This window comes from Campylobacter coli, assembly GCF_009730395.1.
Taxonomy (GTDB): Bacteria; Campylobacterota; Campylobacteria; order Campylobacterales; family Campylobacteraceae; genus Campylobacter_D; species Campylobacter_D coli.
In genome coordinates this window covers 550,902-568,352 of sequence record NZ_CP046317.1, presented here as the reverse complement: position 1 = coordinate 568,352, position 17,451 = coordinate 550,902, and the positions used below count along the sequence as shown (strand labels likewise).

Annotated in this window: 17 protein-coding genes and 1 tRNA gene; 10 read left to right on the top strand and 8 right to left on the bottom strand. The window is 29.9% G+C overall.

Features of this window, described 5'->3' with window-relative positions; translation table 11 throughout:
• Positions 1-4: 4 nt before the first annotated feature.
• The 4 genes from pckA to FOC43_RS02805 are packed head-to-tail and all read right to left on the bottom strand — an operon-like array spanning position 5 to position 6,101.
• A complete protein-coding gene (gene pckA, locus FOC43_RS02820) occupies positions 5-1,579 on the bottom strand; it encodes a phosphoenolpyruvate carboxykinase (ATP) (protein WP_002779616.1) in 1,575 nt (524 codons plus the stop codon).
• 8 nt (positions 1,580-1,587) lie between these two features.
• A complete protein-coding gene (locus FOC43_RS02815) occupies positions 1,588-3,381 on the bottom strand; it encodes a biotin/lipoyl-containing protein (RefSeq protein WP_004284055.1) in 1,794 nt (597 codons plus the stop codon).
• A 22-nt stretch (positions 3,382-3,403) separates the two neighbouring features.
• Positions 3,404-4,753: a sodium-dependent transporter gene (locus FOC43_RS02810; RefSeq protein WP_004284053.1), complete on the bottom strand. Its 1,350-nt coding sequence runs from the start codon at positions 4,751-4,753 to the stop codon at positions 3,404-3,406.
• A gap of 13 nt (positions 4,754-4,766) precedes the next feature.
• Complete coding sequence (locus tag FOC43_RS02805) at positions 4,767-6,101, bottom strand: sodium-dependent transporter (RefSeq protein WP_002785017.1); 1,335 nt, start codon at positions 6,099-6,101, stop codon at positions 4,767-4,769.
• A gap of 245 nt (positions 6,102-6,346) precedes the next feature.
• Between FOC43_RS02805 and FOC43_RS02800 the strand changes: the two genes are divergently transcribed.
• The 6 genes from FOC43_RS02800 (at position 6,347) to FOC43_RS02775 (ending at position 10,746) form a co-directional block, all read left to right on the top strand.
• Positions 6,347-6,685, top strand: a complete 339-nt coding sequence (locus FOC43_RS02800; protein ID WP_002785015.1) for a F0F1 ATP synthase subunit C — start codon at positions 6,347-6,349, stop codon at positions 6,683-6,685.
• Positions 6,686-6,741: 56 nt separating this feature from the next.
• Positions 6,742-6,827, top strand: a tRNA-Leu gene (locus FOC43_RS02795).
• Positions 6,828-7,253: 426 nt separating this feature from the next.
• Positions 7,254-7,670, top strand: coding sequence for a P-loop NTPase fold protein (locus FOC43_RS09060; protein ID WP_002778951.1), 417 nt, complete (start codon positions 7,254-7,256; stop codon positions 7,668-7,670).
• 35 nt (positions 7,671-7,705) lie between these two features.
• Positions 7,706-8,605: a P-loop NTPase fold protein gene (locus tag FOC43_RS02785; protein WP_002805646.1), complete on the top strand. Its 900-nt coding sequence runs from the start codon at positions 7,706-7,708 to the stop codon at positions 8,603-8,605.
• Positions 8,606-9,218: 613 nt separating this feature from the next.
• On the top strand, positions 9,219-10,094 hold the full coding sequence (cmoB, locus tag FOC43_RS02780) for a tRNA 5-methoxyuridine(34)/uridine 5-oxyacetic acid(34) synthase CmoB (RefSeq protein WP_002790667.1): 876 nt from the start codon (positions 9,219-9,221) through the stop codon (positions 10,092-10,094).
• Positions 10,095-10,170: 76 nt separating this feature from the next.
• Positions 10,171-10,746, top strand: coding sequence for a PaaI family thioesterase (locus FOC43_RS02775; protein ID WP_002778957.1), 576 nt, complete (start codon positions 10,171-10,173; stop codon positions 10,744-10,746).
• A gap of 4 nt (positions 10,747-10,750) precedes the next feature.
• Here the strand turns inward: FOC43_RS02775 and FOC43_RS02770 are convergent, their stop codons facing one another.
• Together FOC43_RS02770 and FOC43_RS02765 are read right to left on the bottom strand one after the other, a co-directional pair.
• Positions 10,751-10,924 (bottom strand): hypothetical protein, encoded by a 174-nt coding sequence (locus FOC43_RS02770; RefSeq protein WP_002778960.1) that lies wholly within the window; start codon positions 10,922-10,924, stop codon positions 10,751-10,753.
• 9 nt (positions 10,925-10,933) lie between these two features.
• Positions 10,934-11,461 carry a thermonuclease family protein gene (locus FOC43_RS02765; protein WP_004284047.1) on the bottom strand — a complete coding sequence of 176 codons (528 nt, stop codon included), beginning with the start codon at positions 11,459-11,461 and terminating at the stop codon, positions 10,934-10,936.
• 55 nt (positions 11,462-11,516) lie between these two features.
• On the opposite strand from FOC43_RS02765, the gene FOC43_RS02760 reads away from it, so the two are divergent.
• A complete protein-coding gene (locus tag FOC43_RS02760; protein WP_002778964.1) occupies positions 11,517-12,785 on the top strand; it encodes a M20/M25/M40 family metallo-hydrolase in 1,269 nt (422 codons plus the stop codon).
• Here the strand turns inward: FOC43_RS02760 and FOC43_RS02755 are convergent.
• Both FOC43_RS02755 and FOC43_RS02750 read right to left on the bottom strand, forming a co-directional pair.
• Positions 12,768-14,015, bottom strand: coding sequence for an MFS transporter (locus FOC43_RS02755; protein WP_002806349.1), 1,248 nt, complete (start codon positions 14,013-14,015; stop codon positions 12,768-12,770). The genes FOC43_RS02760 and FOC43_RS02755 overlap by 18 nt on opposite strands.
• Before the next feature lie 42 nt (positions 14,016-14,057).
• Positions 14,058-14,897, bottom strand: coding sequence for a cysteine ABC transporter substrate-binding protein (locus FOC43_RS02750; RefSeq protein WP_004284044.1), 840 nt, complete (start codon positions 14,895-14,897; stop codon positions 14,058-14,060).
• A gap of 197 nt (positions 14,898-15,094) precedes the next feature.
• On the opposite strand from FOC43_RS02750, the gene FOC43_RS02745 reads away from it, so the two are divergent.
• The 3 genes from FOC43_RS02745 (at position 15,095) to FOC43_RS02735 (ending at position 17,450) form a co-directional block, all read left to right on the top strand.
• On the top strand, positions 15,095-16,198 hold the full coding sequence (locus FOC43_RS02745) for a JlpA family lipoprotein adhesin (RefSeq protein WP_002778967.1): 1,104 nt from the start codon (positions 15,095-15,097) through the stop codon (positions 16,196-16,198).
• 109 nt (positions 16,199-16,307) lie between these two features.
• Positions 16,308-17,048 (top strand): YaaA family protein, encoded by a 741-nt coding sequence (locus FOC43_RS02740; RefSeq protein ID WP_002778968.1) that lies wholly within the window; start codon positions 16,308-16,310, stop codon positions 17,046-17,048.
• A 198-nt stretch (positions 17,049-17,246) separates the two neighbouring features.
• Positions 17,247-17,450 carry a hypothetical protein gene (locus FOC43_RS02735; protein WP_002778970.1) on the top strand — a complete coding sequence of 68 codons (204 nt, stop codon included), beginning with the start codon at positions 17,247-17,249 and terminating at the stop codon, positions 17,448-17,450.
• The last annotated feature ends 1 nt before the right edge of the window (position 17,451 follow it).

Sequence of the window (17,451 nt, the reverse complement as noted above, 5' to 3'; positions counted from 1 at the left end):
CGCCTTAAATTTTAGGTCCAAACTGACTGTATTCTACACCCTCTTTGACATCTTCATAGCGTTTGAAATTATCGCTGAACATTTTTGCTAATTTATTTCTAGTGGCGATAAATTCATCCTTATCTTTCCAAGTATTGATAGGATTTAAAAGAGAGCTTTCCACACCAGCTAAAGTTTTAGGAATAGCTAAATTAAATACATCAAAATTTTCAAATTCACACTGTGTAATACTTCCATCTAAAATAGCATTAATGCAAGCTCTAGTAGCCTTTATACTCATTCTTTTGCCCACGCCATAGCTTCCACCGCTCCAGCCTGTATTAACAAGATAAACATTTACTTCATGTTTGTCAATTTTTTCTCCAAGCAATCTTGCATAAACTGTTGGATGCAAAGGCATAAAAGGCTCGCCAAAGCAAGCTGAAAAAGTAGCTTGAGGCTCTGTAATCCCTCTTTCTGTTCCAGCTACTTTTGCTGTATAACCACTTAAAAAATAATACATAGCCTGCTCTTTGCTAAGTTTGCTTACAGGAGGTAAAATTCCAAAAGCATCTGCACTTAGAAAAATAATATTTTTTGGATGACCTGCTTTTAAGCTTGGTTCATGATTTTCTATATGTTCTATAGGATAAGAAACTCTAGTATTTTCAGTCTTTGAAGCATCGCTATAATCTACGCTCTTATCACTTCTTAAAACCACATTTTCCAAAAGTGCATTTCTCTTAATCGCTCCATAAATTTCAGGTTCACTCTCAGGATCAAGATTGATAGTTTTTGCATAACATCCACCCTCGAAGTTAAACACTCCTTCATCATCCCATCCATGCTCGTCATCGCCTATAAGCTTTCTTTTTGGATCGGTAGAAAGAGTTGTTTTTCCAGTGCCACTCAGGCCAAAGAAAAGTGCAACATCGCCTTTTTCACCAACATTTGCACTACAATGCATAGAAAGCTTATTTTCAAGAGGTAGCCAATAATTCATCATGGAAAAAATTCCTTTTTTCATCTCGCCGCCATACCAAGTTCCGCCAATAACTGCAATATTTTCTTCTATGTTAAAAATCACAAAAACTTCAGAATTTAAACCATTCTTTTCATAGTCTTTATTGACACATTTGCATGCATTATAAACGATAAAATCGGCTTTAAATTCATCAAGCTCTTTATCATTAGGACGAATGAACATATTTTTTACAAAATGTGCTTGCCATGCAATTTCAGTTACAAATCTTATAGCCTTACGACTTTTCAAAGAAGCGCCGCAAAAAACATCTTGCACATAAATTTCTTTATTGCTTAATTCTTTTCTAGCCTTCATTAAAAGCTCATCAAAAAGTTCTTTAGTGATTGCTTGATTGACTTTACCCCAAGCTATATACTTGCTAGAAGGGTCTTGTTTTACAAAATATTTATCCTTTGGACTTCTTCCTGTAAAAATTCCCGTATCTACAGTAAAAGTTCCATTATCCGTGCATTGCCCCTCTTCATTCTTTTTCTCATGTTCATAGAGTTCATCAAAACTTAAATTATGATAAACTTTTTTTATATTTTCCAAACCTAAATTTTCAAATTTCTTCATTTAAAACCTCAATTATTTTTATATATTGCGACTAAATTATTTTCGCTAACACTATCACCCGTCTTGACACAAATTTTTTCTATTATGCCATCTTTTGGTGCACTAACCTCTATCTCCATTTTCATAGCTTCTAAAATCATAACAACTTGACCCGATTTTACCTCTTCACCTTCATTAATATAAATTTTAAATACATTACCCGAAATTCCAGCTTGTATACCTTCGCTTGAATCCGCATCTTGCATTATATCTTCTTGAGTATCTGCTTTGTGAATACTTTTAATATTTACATCTTTATCAAAGCCTGCACTTATTTCTACATGATATTTGTTTCCATTAACTGAAACTGTAAATTTATTCTCATCAATACCAGTAGAATTTTGTTTTGGCGCAGACACATTCTTGCGCACATTAACTTTAGCTTCACCTTTTAAATACGCTATACCTTTTTCTTTACAAGCTGCTGCAATGAAAATATTTTCCTCGCTTACCGCTATGCCCTCTTTTTCAAGTAAACTCTTAACATAGGCTATACTTTTGGTTTCATCCTTATCCGCTATATCGATAGCAAGTTCTGTAGTGGGCTCTAAATTTAGCTGTTTAGCTGCAAGTTTTTTAACTTCAGCATCAGGCTCGACAGGAGTTTTACCAAAATATCCCAATACCATTTTTCCATAACCTTCAGCAATTTTTTCCCAAGGTCCAAACATGACATTGTTAAAAGCTTGTTGAAAATAAAATTGAGAAACAGGAGTTACAGAAGTTCCAAAACCACCTTTTTCCACAACTTCACGCATAGCATGAATAACTTCTGGGAATTTATCGAGTATATTATTATCCCTCATCATTTGAGTATTGGCAGTTAAAGCTCCTCCTGGCATAGGAGAGAATGGGATTAAAGGACTTACCATTGTAGCTTCAGGCGGTAAAAAATACTCTTTTAAAGAATCTTTTAAAACTGCTTCGTATTTTAAAATCTTTTCTTCTTCTAATCCACCCAAATCATAATTTTTACCTTTTAAAGCATGCATCATAGTTAAAATATCAGGCTGTGAAGTACCCCCACTCACAGGAGCTGCTGCTAAATCTATACCATCAACCCCAGCTTCCAATGCTGCTAAATAACAAGCTATACTCACTCCTGCAGTTTCATGCGTATGAAGTCTTATATGCACATCTTGTGGTAAATTTTTTCTAGCCATTTTAATGGTTTCATAAATTTTATTTGGATTTGAAGTTCCGCTAGCATCCTTAAAACAAATACTATCAAAAGGAATTTCAGCAGCTAAAATTTCTTTTAATATTCTTTCATAAAATGGTACATCGTGGGCACCTTGACAATTTGGTGGTAAATCCATTAAAGTAATTGTGATTTCATGTTTTAAGCTGTATTTTTTAATACATTCTCCACTGAATTTAAGATTATTTACATCGTTTAAAGCATCGAAATTTCTAATTGTTGTAGTGCCATGCTTAGCAAAAAGTTTGGCATGTAAATCAATAAGCTCTTTACTTCCTGTATCCAAAGTAACAGTATTTACACCTCTTGCTAAAGTTTGCAAATTCGCATCTTTTCCAACAATCGAACGGAATTTATCCATCATTTCAAAAGCATCTTCATTAAGGTAAAAATAAAGGCTTTGAAACCTTGCTCCACCTCCAAATTCAAAATGAGTTATCCCTGCTTCTTTGGCTGCTTCTACTGCTGGAAAAAAATCTTGCATTAAGACTCTAGCCCCGTAAACAGATTGAAAACCATCTCTAAAACTTGTATCCATAACATCTATAAATTTTTTAGCCATTTATTTTCCTTATATGAAATAATTAAGAAATTTTAACAAAAATTTGATAACACATTATGCAAATAATTGCTATAGGTGATATAAAACGAATAAAAAATAGCCAAATTGTAAATATTTGACGATTTACAAATTTGGAAAATATTTTATAAATTCGCTTTTTATCCACAAAAAAACCTACAAATATAGAACTTACAATCGCCCCTAGGGGAAGTAATATATTAGAAGTCACCTTATCTAAAAGAGTAAAAAAATCTTTTCCAAAAATACTAAATAAACTAGAAAAATGAGTATTTAAAGATAAAATACAACAAATTCCCAATACAAAAACGATAAAACCTATAAATGATAAAGCTTTAATACGAGAAATTTTATAATTATTAACCACATAGAAAGTCAGAGGCTCTATCATTGAAACCGCAGAAGTAACACCTGCGAAAAAAAGTGCCAAGAAAAAACAAAAGGCTAAAACATAACCTAAAATTCCAAGCTCATTAAATAAACTCATCAAAGATACAAATACTATTCCTGGACCTTGTATATTTGGATTTGCCTCAAATTCAAATATAAAAGTAAAAACTATAAGCCCCATGATAAATGAGATAAGAAGATTAATCAAAACTATAAAAATAGAACTTTTGATAAAATTTATTTTTTTGCTTAAAGCCGCAGAATAAGTCACTATACAGCCTATTCCTAAACATAATGTAAAAAAAGCAAGCCCTAAAGCTTCAGCAATAGAACTTAATTTAAAATTTGAAAAATCAGGATAAAAAAGATAAGAAAAAGCTTGCTTAAAACCATTTTGAAAACTCATACAATAAAGTAGCATAAAAATAAGCATGATAAAAAGACTTGGCATTATAACCACATTCAGTCTTTCAATGCCTTTTATTAAACCCTTAGACACAATCAATAAAGTAAGAAAAAAAGATAAAGAAAAAAATAAAATAGAATTGCTTAAATCAGCACTGATTAAAGTAGAAAAATCACTTCCTGCTTGCTCTAAATTTTTAGGTAAATAATAAAGACTAGTCAAGGCATATTTTAAAACCCAACCCATAATTACCAAATAAAAAGAAAGAACAAAAATTCCACCTAAGGTGAAAATTCCACCATAACGCCATCTTCTGGCATGACTTTTTGCAAGAGTATAGTAAGCATTTGCTAAATCACTTCTACTTAAACGCCCCATTGATACTTCAGCTAAAAAGATACTAAACCCTATACTAAGAGTAAAAAATAAATACAAAAGAACAAAAACAAAACCGCCATTTTCAGCGCTTAGGGTTGGAAATTTCCAAGCATTTCCCAAACCTACAGCCCCGCCTGCAACAGCTAAAATGAAACCTATTTTTGAAAAATATGTTCTCATTTTTAATCCGATTTTACTTTAAAAAAGCACTAATCATAACAACAATAACCGCCAAAGGCGAAATAAATCTTAAAAAGATATACCAAAGTTCAAAAAATATACCCTTCATATAAGGACCAAATAAAATTTGCAAAGCTTCTTTTTTGATCACAAAACCCACAAAAATAGCAGCTAAAATTCCACCCAAAGGCATAATAATTTTACTTGATAAAGTGTCTAAAAGATCAAAAACACTAAGACCAAAAATTTTAAATGCAGTTGAATCCAAAGAAGACAAAATACACAAAATTCCTAAAGTATAAACTATAATTCCTATCAAAATTAAAGCTTTTTTACGGCTCATTCCAAAGCTATTAATTAAGTAAAAAGCAAAAGGCTCTATCATTGAAACTGCTGAAGTAATACCTGCAAAAATCAAAGATATAAAAAAAGCTGCTCCTAAAATATGTCCTATAGCTCCAAGTTTTTGAAATAAAGTCGCTAAAGAAACGAAAATCAGACCTGGACCCTCTTTGCTTGCATCAAAACCAAACTCAAAGATAAAGGTAAAAACGACTAAACCCATTAAAAGTCCGATTAAAAGATTGATAAAAATGATATTTAGAGTGCTGGTAATAAAATTTGTACGCTCAGGTAAACTTGCTGAATAAGTGATAATAGTCCCTACCCCCAAAGATAAACTAAAAAAAGCAAGTCCTAAAGCCTCAAGCACATTAGAAGTACTAATCTTAGAAAAATCAGGCACGAAAAGAAATTCAACCGCCATCATAAAACCATCTTTAGTCATTGCATAAATAAGCATCAAAACAAGTAAGATAAATAAAGCTGGCATCATCCAAACATTTAGTTTTTCAATGCCATTTTTTACACCCTTAGATACTGTGTAAAAAACAATTAAAAAAATCAAGGTAAAACATACAAATTGACTTACAAAATCACTTGAAATTAATTTTCCAAATTCAGCAGAACTTGTATTAAGATCAGGATATAAATTTCCGCTAATACTTAAATATGCATATTTAAGTATCCAGCCAATTACTAAAGTATAAAAAGAAACGATTAAAATTGCTCCTATCATAGTAAAACCTGCATAAGACCAAGCTTTTTTATTTGAAGGAGCAAGTTTTTCATAAGCATTAACAGGATCTTTTTCACTAATCTTTCCTATACTAAGCTCGGCTAGAAAAATAACAAAACCTACACCCAAAGTTAAAATAATATAAAGCAATATAAAAGCAGAACCGCCGCTTTGTCCTACCAAAGTAGGAAATTTCCAAGCATTTCCTAAGCCCACAGCTGAACCGGCAACTGCTAAAATAAAACCTATTTTCGAAAATTTAGAGTTCAAAATTTACAACCTTGTATTAAAAAATTATTTTTAAAGTATTATTAAAGCAAAAAAAGTTTTAATCTTTAATGAAAGTAATAAAAATACTTTAAAAATGTGAAATTTAGTAAATTTCAATAAAATTAAAGATAATTTTTGATATATTTTCAACTTAGTTTTAAATCTTAAGTAGGGATACGCAAGCCGAACTGATTTAAAATTAAAACATTAAAACTCTCTATAAATTTTAAAGAAAGGTTACAAAAATGAAAAAAATCTTTTTTCTATTTTTAGCTCTTGCAGCAACTGCTTTCGCAGCTGAAGCTAATGCACCTGTTGAACAAGAAGCTATCAATGTATGGATCAAAGCGTTTTCTGTTTTAGCGGCAGGTTTAGGACTTGGCGTTGCTGCACTAGGTGGTGCTATCGGTATGGGTAATACTGCAGCGGCTACTATAGCAGGAACAGCTAGAAACCCGGGACTTGGGCCAAAATTAATGACAACAATGTTTATTGCATTGGCAATGATAGAAGCGCAAGTTATTTACGCTCTTGTAATTGCTCTTATAGCACTTTATGCAAATCCTTTTATAGTTTTTGCTTAATCTTAAAAAAGCTCTATTTTAAGTAGGGCTTTTTATTTCTTTGAATTCTAAAATTTGCGGTTATGGTGGAATTGGTAGACACGCCATCTTGAGGGGGTGGTGCGCTCCGCGTGTGCGAGTTCAAATCTCGCTAACCGCACCATTTGTACCATAAGCTACTATAAATATCAGACTTATAAAATATAGATAAAATAGGCATTTGTAGCTATATAAAGCCTAAATTAAAGTTTTTTCCATTAAAATCCATTTTGAAACTTTTTTCCTAACTTTTCTCCTAACTTTTTATTTTTTATTCCAAAAAGTTAGGAAAAATCGATACAAAGAACCTATTTTAAACTACAAATGATATTTTTCAAAAAACATCCAACTATCTCTAGATGATTTTAGTAAAAACCTAAACAATAGATCTTAAAAAATTATAGATAGCTTTTTATCTTTCCTTATTTAAAGCAAAAAACCAAAAATATTTTTTACCCTCTCAAGAGTGATTAGAATACCTTTGGTTCTTTTTATCATAAAACATAGTTAAAATTATATATAATCTCAAAAACCAAAAGGAGCTTATTTTATGGAAAATAATCAAAACAAACAAGAAAAATTAGAAAGCGTTAATATAGACAAACCTATAGAGAAAAAAGAGGAGGATTTGTTCAGTAGAAATTCAGTAGCAGAACAACTAAATACAATTATTAAAAATTATAAAGAAGAAGATAGTATTACTTTTGGAATTATAGGTGATTGGGGTAGTGGAAAGACCTCTTTCGTTAATATGACTTTGGAGGATTTTAAAGATGATGAAAATTTCATTATAGTGAAATTTAATCCTTGGAATATCTCTACTAGAAAAAAACTTATCAGCGATTTTTTTACAACGCTTGCCAAAGAAATTCGTAAAGCTTCATTTCCAAAATTTAAAATTAAAAATTTAAAAAAATATATTCTCATGCAAAATTTAAATTTTTATCTGAAGTACCTAATAAACTAGAAGATTTATCATTGTTATTTAAAATGTCATCTTATATGATTGCAGATCCAGTTGCTTCAGTGGCAATGTCTCGAGCTTCAAGTATTATTAATAATTTTAACAAACTATTAAGTGCAGAGAAAAAGGGTTTAGATGAAATCAAAAATGAAATTAACACCGCTTTATTAAATATAGACATAAAAATAATCGTAGTCATTGATGATCTTGATAGATTGGCCGATACAGATATACAAGAAATTTTTCAACTTGTAAGATCTATAGCTGATTTTAAAAATACCATATATATTCTTTCTTATGATGAAGAGATTGTTTCTAAAGCTTTAGATAAAATTCAAAAAGATAAAGGTGGTAAATATATAGAAAAAATAGTTCAAGTTCCTATTAAATTGTCTAAAGTTAGTCAAGAAAACTTAAAAGATATATTTATAAAAAAACTAAAAACAATTCATATAAAACATGAAGCATTGGATAAAGATGAGTTTATTAAAAAAATAAAAGAAAATAATTTTGCAGATGCTTTTAAAAGTATTAGAGATATGGAGAGGTTTTTAAATGCTTTTAAAATTGAAGTCAATGCTATAAATCAAGAATTATATTTATATGATTTTGCTGTGATCACATTATTAAAAATATTTAAACCTAGACTTTATGATTATATATATGACAATAGAATGTTATTTATTGAACAATATAATCCTTATGATCACATAAGTAGTGAAATAAAAATCCCTGAAAACATTGAACAAGAAATAAAAAAAATTACTAAATCAAATAAGGATTTTGCTTTTAATCTAATTGGGTCTATTTTTCCAAAAATAAATAACCAACCGCAAGATTATAGTCAGCTAATTCAAAACAATACAGACAACCAAAAGAAAAGAATAACTTATCCTTCATCTTTTAAATATTATTTTTTATTAAATTTTCCTAAATAAATATTTTTAAAATAGAAAAATTTTATAAAGTAGCTTTGCAAATCGAAGTTTCATTTTTTGACTTTGATTTGTAGTACAAATTTTATATCCATATTTTACCTTTCAAATTAAAAGCTTTTCATTACTTTTTATATTTTTATATTTAAATTTCTTAAAATTAAAATCAAAGGATTTAACATGCAAATGCAAGAAATAATTGAAAAGTTAAAAAGTTATAGGCAAAGAATTAGGTATCAATCCTGATACTTTTAACCTCATGAATTACCTATCTATAAATTCTACTTAAGTAAAAGTAGAGATAAATAACTCGATCGATTATTTTAAAATTTATCGCTTGCTGTGAAAAGAGTATAGAATTTATTATAAAGATAAATCTATCTACACAATAGTAAAACCAAGTTTAAATTACGAAAAATAAAATTTATCAATTATAAGCAACTAAACTATGCTTTTTAACTAGTTGTAAATTTTTATAAAATATTTTATCACATAAAAAATCTATTCTTCAATGATTTTACTGATAAAAACATATTATATGTATAATTTTACATATTTTAACCTATAATCAAATTGTTTTTGTTATTATTCTAAAATTAGATTATCAAGGAAAAATATGCAAGAAAATCCACTTGAAAAACAATTTTTAAATCATCCCCTATTTTCTAAAATTCAGAATTTGAAAGAAGTCGAACTGGATTCTAAGCTTTATTTAGAAGATAGTGTTACCCTAAAAACAAACTCTCAAGCAAAAAAAGAAATTTTAGAACTCACAAAAGAATTAAAACCATGGAGAAAAGGTCCTTTTAAAATAGATGAACTTTTTATCGATACGGAATGGCAAAGCTTTATTAAATTCAATATCTTAAAACCCTTTATGAGTGAAATTTCTCAAAAATGTGTTGCTGATATTGGTTGCAATAATGGCTATTATATGTTTAAAATGCTTGAATTTAATCCAAAAAAACTTATAGGCTTTGATCCTTCAATCAAATATCGCTTACAATTTGAACTCATAAATACTCTTGCTAAAACTCCTATAAAATATGAGCTTTTAGGCGTAGAAGATTTGCCAAAATATGGGTTGAAATTTGATGTGATTTTCTGTCTTGGAGTGATTTACCACAGAAGCGATCCCATAAAAATGCTAAAAGATTTAAAGGCGGGATTAAATAAAAATGGAACTGTATTTTTAGATACCATGTATATAGAAGATCCAAGAGAAATTGCCCTAGTTCCTAATAAAACCTATTCTAAAATCCCTAATATTTATTTTGTTCCTAGCATTAGCGCTTTAAAAAATTGGTGTGAAAGAGCAGGATTTAAATATTTTGAAGTCCTAGCTACAAAAACAACAGATGAAAATGAACAAAGAAAAACAGAATGGATTGATTCTTTTTCTTTGGAAAATTTTTTAGATCCAAACGATAAAAACCTCACTATTGAGGGCTATGAGGCACCTAAAAGAGTCTATGTTCGCATAAAGGTATAAATTTTTTAATTACTAAGCCGATATAGCATCAAGAAATGTTTTGAAGTAGATAATATAGAACACCAAAGGCGCAAAAATGGCAAAAAAAGATATTTTTGAAGAATATGCACAACTTGAAGAATATGCATCCGCTGAGGATATCTCTCGTGTAAGAGCTGAACTTTTAACTTGTCCAGAACTCAATACCTCCTTAGCAGGAACTATTATCGAGCTTGATAAAAATTTTGCAAAGTCGATACTCATCACTACAAGCGATATGGTTGTAGATGAACAAGGGTTAGTTTTTGATGCTTTTATTTTTGCTGCTGCAAACTATGTCGCACAAGCTTCAATCAATAAAGAATTCTCTGTTGTTATCGGTTCAAAATGTTTCTTTTATGCTCCACTTAAATTAGGCGATGTTTTAGAACTTGAAGCTCATGCTTTATTTGATGAAACTTCTAAAAAGCGAGATGTAAAAGTTGTAGGACATGTAAAAGAGATTAAAATGTTTGAAGCAACCATACAAGTTGTTAGTATAGATGAGCATATATTTAAACTCAAGCGACCTCCTCTTAATACAGCCAAAGCAGCAGAAAATCCTGATTCCCCAACAAGCACAGTAAATCCTGAAGCGATAGGATCAGCATTATCAGCATCTTTACGCAAATAAATCATCAAGGAGTCATTTTAATATCTACCCAATTTTTAGGGCAGTCCTTATGATAAGTTCCACTTGCATCATAATATTCATGGCAATCATCATAAAACCGATTTGAAATGCCTCTTTCATTTACAAAACATCCTGATATTCCAAAAAGCAAAGCTAGCATTAAAATATATTTTTTCATTACCTGCCTTTAAAATCTATTTTGTTTGCGCCATTTATAAGGCTCTATTGGATTATCATCTTTCCAAAGACCCAGTTTATTTTTTTGAGCTTTTTCTTGCTCTTTAATATAAGCATTGGTGTAATATGTATCCGCCCAAGCATATCCTTGACTCACTAAAAACTGATTAATTTCCACATCTTTAAGCTTTACAATAGCGACAATTCTACCATAATTATCTTTGTTTTTAGAAAAAATATAAACTTCCTTATCTTTTAAAATTTTCTCAAGTGCTGCTTTTGATTTTTTGCCAAAATTTTGCTTTAACTCAGGCGCATCTATGCCAAAAAATCGTATTTTACTGGTTTTATTGTTGGTACTAATTTCTATGGTATCACCATCAATCACCCTAATCACTTGAGCTTTAAAACTAGGATTTTGTACTATATAATTTTGTACAAAAGCGATCATTAAAGCAAAAATCAAAAATGCTAAAAGTTTCTTAGGATCGCTTGCAATTTTTCTTAAATTGAATAATTTTTTATAATTTATTCTCATTATTTCCTTAAATTTTTAAAAATATGCCATAATTTTAACAAAAAAAGGAGATGGAATGCAAAATGTTATAGAAAATTTTAAAAATTTGTGCAAGATTCCACATTGTAGCTATCAAACAGAACAAATGAAAGAATTTTTAAGCTCCTATGCTAAAGATAAAGGCTTTAAAGTAAGCATAGATAAAGCAGGAAATATTCACGCTATTAAAGGAAATCCTAAAATTTGCCTCCAAAGTCATTATGATATGGTTTGCATGGGAGAAGCTCCAAAAGTAGAAGTATATGAAGAAAATGGCTTTTTAAGAGCTAAAAATTCAAGTCTTGGAGCGGATAATGGCATAGGAATAGCCATTATGATGAGCGCTATGGCTGAATTTGAAAATCTAGAATGCCTTTTTACAAATGATGAGGAAGTCGGACTCATGGGAGTAAATTCACTCGAGCACACTTTAAGTTCCAAAATGCTTTTAAATTTAGACCATGAAAGCGATGATGAGATCATGATAGGTTGTGCAGGTGGAGTAGATATAGAAGCTGAGCTAAGCTTTAGCACTCTTAAAGCAAGAGGTAAAATTTATGAACTTCAAGCACAAAATTTTAAAGGGGGGCATTCAGGGATCAATATCGTGCGCAATGAAAAAAGTTCTATCAAGGAAATGGCTCAATTTATCAAAGAAAATAAAGGAAAAATCATCTCTTTTGAAGGTGGAGAAAGGATAAATTCTATCCCTAAGCATGCTAAAGCCTTGGTGCATTTTGAAAATGAAGTAAAAGGCAATGGGTGGATAAAATGCGAATTTAAAGAAGAAGGTGAATTTGAAATTTGCGATCAAAATGAAAAGCTTTTAAATACCATCAATGCTTTCGCACATGGAGTTAGAGCTTATGATGAACATTTGAGCATAGTGCAAACTAGCATCAACCTAGCCACTTTAAAAATGGAAAATCAACAAATCAAATTTACACTTTTTGCAAGATCTAATATATTAGATGGTTTAAAACAGATAGAATTTGAAACCATGGAATTTTTTAAAGCTTTTGGCTATAAAGTAAGAAGTTTTAATTTTTATCCCCCTTGGGAAGGCAAAGCTAATGCACTGAGCGATAAAGTACTAAAAGCTCTTAAAAAAGTATCGCCCAAAGCTAGAGTTTCGGCTATCCATGCAGGATTAGAATGCGGCATCATAGAAAAAAAACAAGAACTTTTATGTGCTTCTATAGGGCCAAATATCCACAATCCCCACTCAACTGATGAGCACTGCGAAATCACTTCGGTAGAAAAAATATCTAGAGTTGTTTTTGAAGTTTTAAAAGACAATGCTTAGTTCTTTTGCCTCGCTCCTTGCAAAAATACGCTTAAGTAAAAATACGCTAAATAAGGAGCAGCATCCTACCACCATAAGATAGACACCCATATATTCTTTATAAAAAGCATTGACTATAAAAGGGGTTAAAAAGCCTAAAAGTGCATAAGAAATATTATAAGCAAAGCTAAGTCCACTGAATTTAAGTTCACTTTTGAAAATTTGAGTCATAAAAACAGGAGCAAAAGTAATAATTCCTTGAGCAAAACAAGCAAGTAAAAAATAAAATAAGAAATTTGCATCATAAAAACTAAAAAGCATGCCAAAAAACATAAAAGTTATGCTAAAAATAGAACAAATTCTATAACTTCCCCACTTGCTAGCCAAAATTCCTTGAATCAATGCCCCTAAAATAACAGCCAAAATAGCGAAATTTTGTATCCATAAAGCCGAGGTTTTATTTATAGACAATAACTCTTCAAGATATTTTGGAAGTATCATCAAAGTCGCTACACCGCTGGTTAAAACAACGGTCATTAAAAAGCATACTAACATGCTTGTTTTATAAGTTTTAAGTGCGTCCTTTAAAGGAAAATTTAAAAGTCTATTTTCTTTTTTTATTCTTTCAAATTCAGGAGTTTCGCTAAGTTTTGTTCTTAAAAATAAGGCAAAAAATCCAAAAAATCCTCCTACAATAAAAGGAATTCTCCAAGCATACTCTTCAACCTCTTGCGCGCTAAAATAAGATCTTATCCCTAAAGTGGCAAGATTTCCTAGCAATAAACCTATAGTCAAAGTTGCTGAAATAAAACCTAAAGCTAAAGGAACTTGACGCCCTTTAACAAATTCACTTACATATACCCAAGCTCCACTTACTTCTGTCCCTACAGCTAAGCCTTGTAAAATGCGAATTAAAAATAAAATCAATGTAGCAAGTATACCTATACTCTCATAGCTTGGCAAAAACACCAAAGCAAAACTAGGCAAAACCATAAAAAGCATAGATATGTAAAAAATATTTTTACGCCCGTATCTATCGCCAAAATGCGCCATAACAATAGATCCAAAAGGACGCGCCAAATAAGCAGCACCAAAGGCTATATAAGCATTTATTTGCATCCAAAAAGTATCATTTTGAGGAAAGAAAACCTTAGCAAAAATATCCAAAAAAAAGGCAAAGAGCACAAAATCATAAAATTCTAAAATTCCGCCCAAAGAAGCATAAATTATATTTTTGTATTTTTTTTGCATATTTTATCCTAAATCAACTAAAGGGCAAAAGCCCTTTTTTTGTTAAATTTTACCGCCTTCAATAACTACATCATCGGCTTTTACATCATCTCCAAAATGACTTTTTAAAGTTTCACCATAAGCTTTATGGAAGAATTGTTCTTCTCCTAATTTTGTGATTAGATTATCAATAAATTCTTTAAGCTCTTTATCACCTTTTTTAACAGCAGGAGCAATTACATCTTTATTGCCCAATTCTTTAATGGCCATTTTAAATTCAGGATGTTCTTTTACCCACGCAAAAAGCAAAGTATTGTCATGACTTAAAGCATCACCTCTTTGATCTATTAAAGCGGCAAAAGTTTCGGTATTTTGATCGTATTTTAATGTTTTAATATCAGGATATTCTTTTGTAAAATACGCATCAGCAGTAGTTCCTTTGTTTAAAAGTAAAGTTTTATCTTTTAAATCTTCTATGCTACTGATATTGCTATCTTGAGGCACAGCCACACCTAAAGCTACCTTCATATAAGGTAAGCAAAAATCCACTTGCTCTGCTCTTTCAGGTGTTTGAGTAAAATTAGCTAAAATAATATCAACTTTATTTGATTTTAAAAATTCCACCCTATTTGCAGCTTCAACTAATACAAACTGCACCTTATTTTCATCTCCTAAGAGTTCTTTTGCTATACGTTTCGCCAAGACTATATCATAACCTTGATTTACGCCTTTTTCATCTACATAACCAAAAGGCGGTTTATCTCCAAAAACTCCTATTCTTACTACTCCATCTTGCTTGATTCTTTCAAGAGAATTTGAAGCACCAGAATCTGAATTTCCTCCACAAGCAGCCAAAAATACTGCAACAAAGGTTGTAAAAATACTTAAGAGCATTTTTTTCATACTTTTCCTTTCTTGGTATAAACCCTAATTTATTTTGCAAAAAATGCAAAAGCATTATACTTTAAAAAAAAGCATATTTCAATTTTTTAAGATAAAATTATTTCTTCTTGTGTAAAAAAGTAATATCAATATCAAAGCATAAAAATTTAAGTATAAGATTGTTATAATTTATAAAACTATATTAAGGAGAAGATTTTATGAAAAAAAGTATTGCTCTAACCCTAGGTACTATATTTTTCTTTTCAGCGTGCAGCAACTCGCTTGATAAAACAACAGTTGCAAAATATGAGGAGCGTCTTAACACTCAAATAAATGAAACCCTTAAGGATTTTCAACAAGATATGGGTGTAAGAATAGAAATTTCTAATTTTTCTTGTAAAGGCGATGGAATGTTTCTTAGATGTTCAAGCCCTAATTTTAATGTTTTTGCAAAAGACAATACCCAAACAGAGCAAAAACTCATCGAAGCAAAAAATTTAGAAATTTATTCTAATGAAATTTACACAGGAGAGGAGCAAGGCTTAATCTCTTTAAAAGATTATTACGATAATCTATTGAGTAAAAATAAAAATTTAAAAACAAGTTTTACCCTAGAAGGATTTAAACTTGGAGAAAAAGTAATCAGCGATATCAATGCAAGCTTATCTCAAAGCGATCCAAAGATTCAAGATTATCTCGCTAAACTTAGTTCGGGTGTCTTTACACTTTCATTTGAAAATTCACTTTTTGTAAAAAATAGCGATTATAATAACAATTTCAACATGAAAATAAACAATCAAGACTTAAATTTCGATATGAATTTAAATTTTGACTACAAACAAAGCTTGCTTGATTTCTTCGAAAAAGCAGGAATTAAATACAATACACAAACCTATGCAATAGATGAAAAAGCCGTAGAAGAACTTCTAGATCAGCAAGGATTTGCTCAACCTATACAAGAAAGCGTTATCTTAAATAATTTTAAAATTAACTCTTCTTTAGATACCCAGGGTGTTTTTGAAAATTATATAACAATCGCTAAAGGTGGCCTAGAAGCTCTTAAAATTCAAAGTCAAAATGAAGAACAAACCTTGCTTATAGATAAAGCTTTGTTGGCTCTAAATGAAATCACAAAAGATGAAGTCTATAAACTTGATTTAGAAGCTAAATTTAAACCTATTGCATTAAGTGATTATCCTAAAGAAGGTATTAACGCAGTAGAAAAGCTAACTGTTAACAATCAAGACTTTACAGAAACACTTAGAATACTTTTTGGCTTTATGATGATACCTATAATGCTTGGAGGTGCAACAGGCTTTTAAGTAATATGGAGAGAAATCTCCATATACTCTTTTACCTTTTTTAAGCCTAGTTTTATATATTTTTCGATACTTTTTAGTCTTTAATTTTAAAGATTTAAAAAGGACAAAATTGAAAATTTTATTCTCTCCTAGCGAAAGCAAAAACGATACTTGCAAAGAAAAACCTATAGATAAAAGCTCTTTTATATTTGAAAATTTATTTGATTTTAGAATGCAAGCTGTAAAAAAATATGAAGAATATATCAATAACGCTGATTTGAAAGCCTTGCAAGAACTTTTTGGTATAAAAAATGAAAATGAAATTTCTAATTTTCAAAGAGATTTAAAAAATTCTCCTACCCAACAAGCTATAACGCTTTATAGCGGGGTGAGTTATGAGTATTTAAATTTTGATATTTTAGATAAAGAAAGTCAAAAATACATCCTTGAAAACACTCTTATTTTTTCAAATCTTTTCGGGGTAGTTAAAGCAAGCGATCATTTGCCTTTTTATAAATTCAAACAAGGCGCGAAAATAAATAATTTTGCTTTAGAAAAATTTTACAAAGAACATTTTAGTAAAGCTTTAGATGAATATTTAAAAAATGAAGAACTGCTTGATTTAAGAGCGGGTTTTTATGATAAATTTTACACCCCAAAGCGTAAATTTAGTACTTATAAATTTATAAAAAAGGGTAAGGTAGTTAGCCATTTTGCTAAAGCTTATAGGGGGATTTTACTTGCTCTTTGCGCAAGAATTAAAGCTAAAAACAATGCTGAGATTTTAAATCATCTTCCATCTAATTTAAGTCTTAAAGAAATTCAAAACAAGGGTTTAAAAGAAGAAATTGTGCTTGAAATTTTAGATTAATTTCCAAACACAATTTATCTCTCGCCATACCCTCTTATTTAATAATCAATTTTAAAAATATTGTTTCAATATAGATATAATTTTAAAAAATATTTGTTTTATTTTGTTTAATTTTATGAAATTAAAAATTAATACCTAAAATCATCTCTTTTTAAGAAAATTATTTATAGTATTATAGGTGAGAATAAAGGAGAACAAGTGCAGTATTTTTTTGTATTTTTAATTATTATATTTTTATTTATTGTATTTATGCTCATCATGCGCTATGAGAAAAAACTTGAGCTTTTAAATCAAAGCATACAAAATATAAAAGAAGAAGTGAATGAACTTAAAAACACTACTCAAAACAATCGCTCTTTGATTGAAAAAAATCGCTCTGATATTGAAAGTATCAACAAATAAT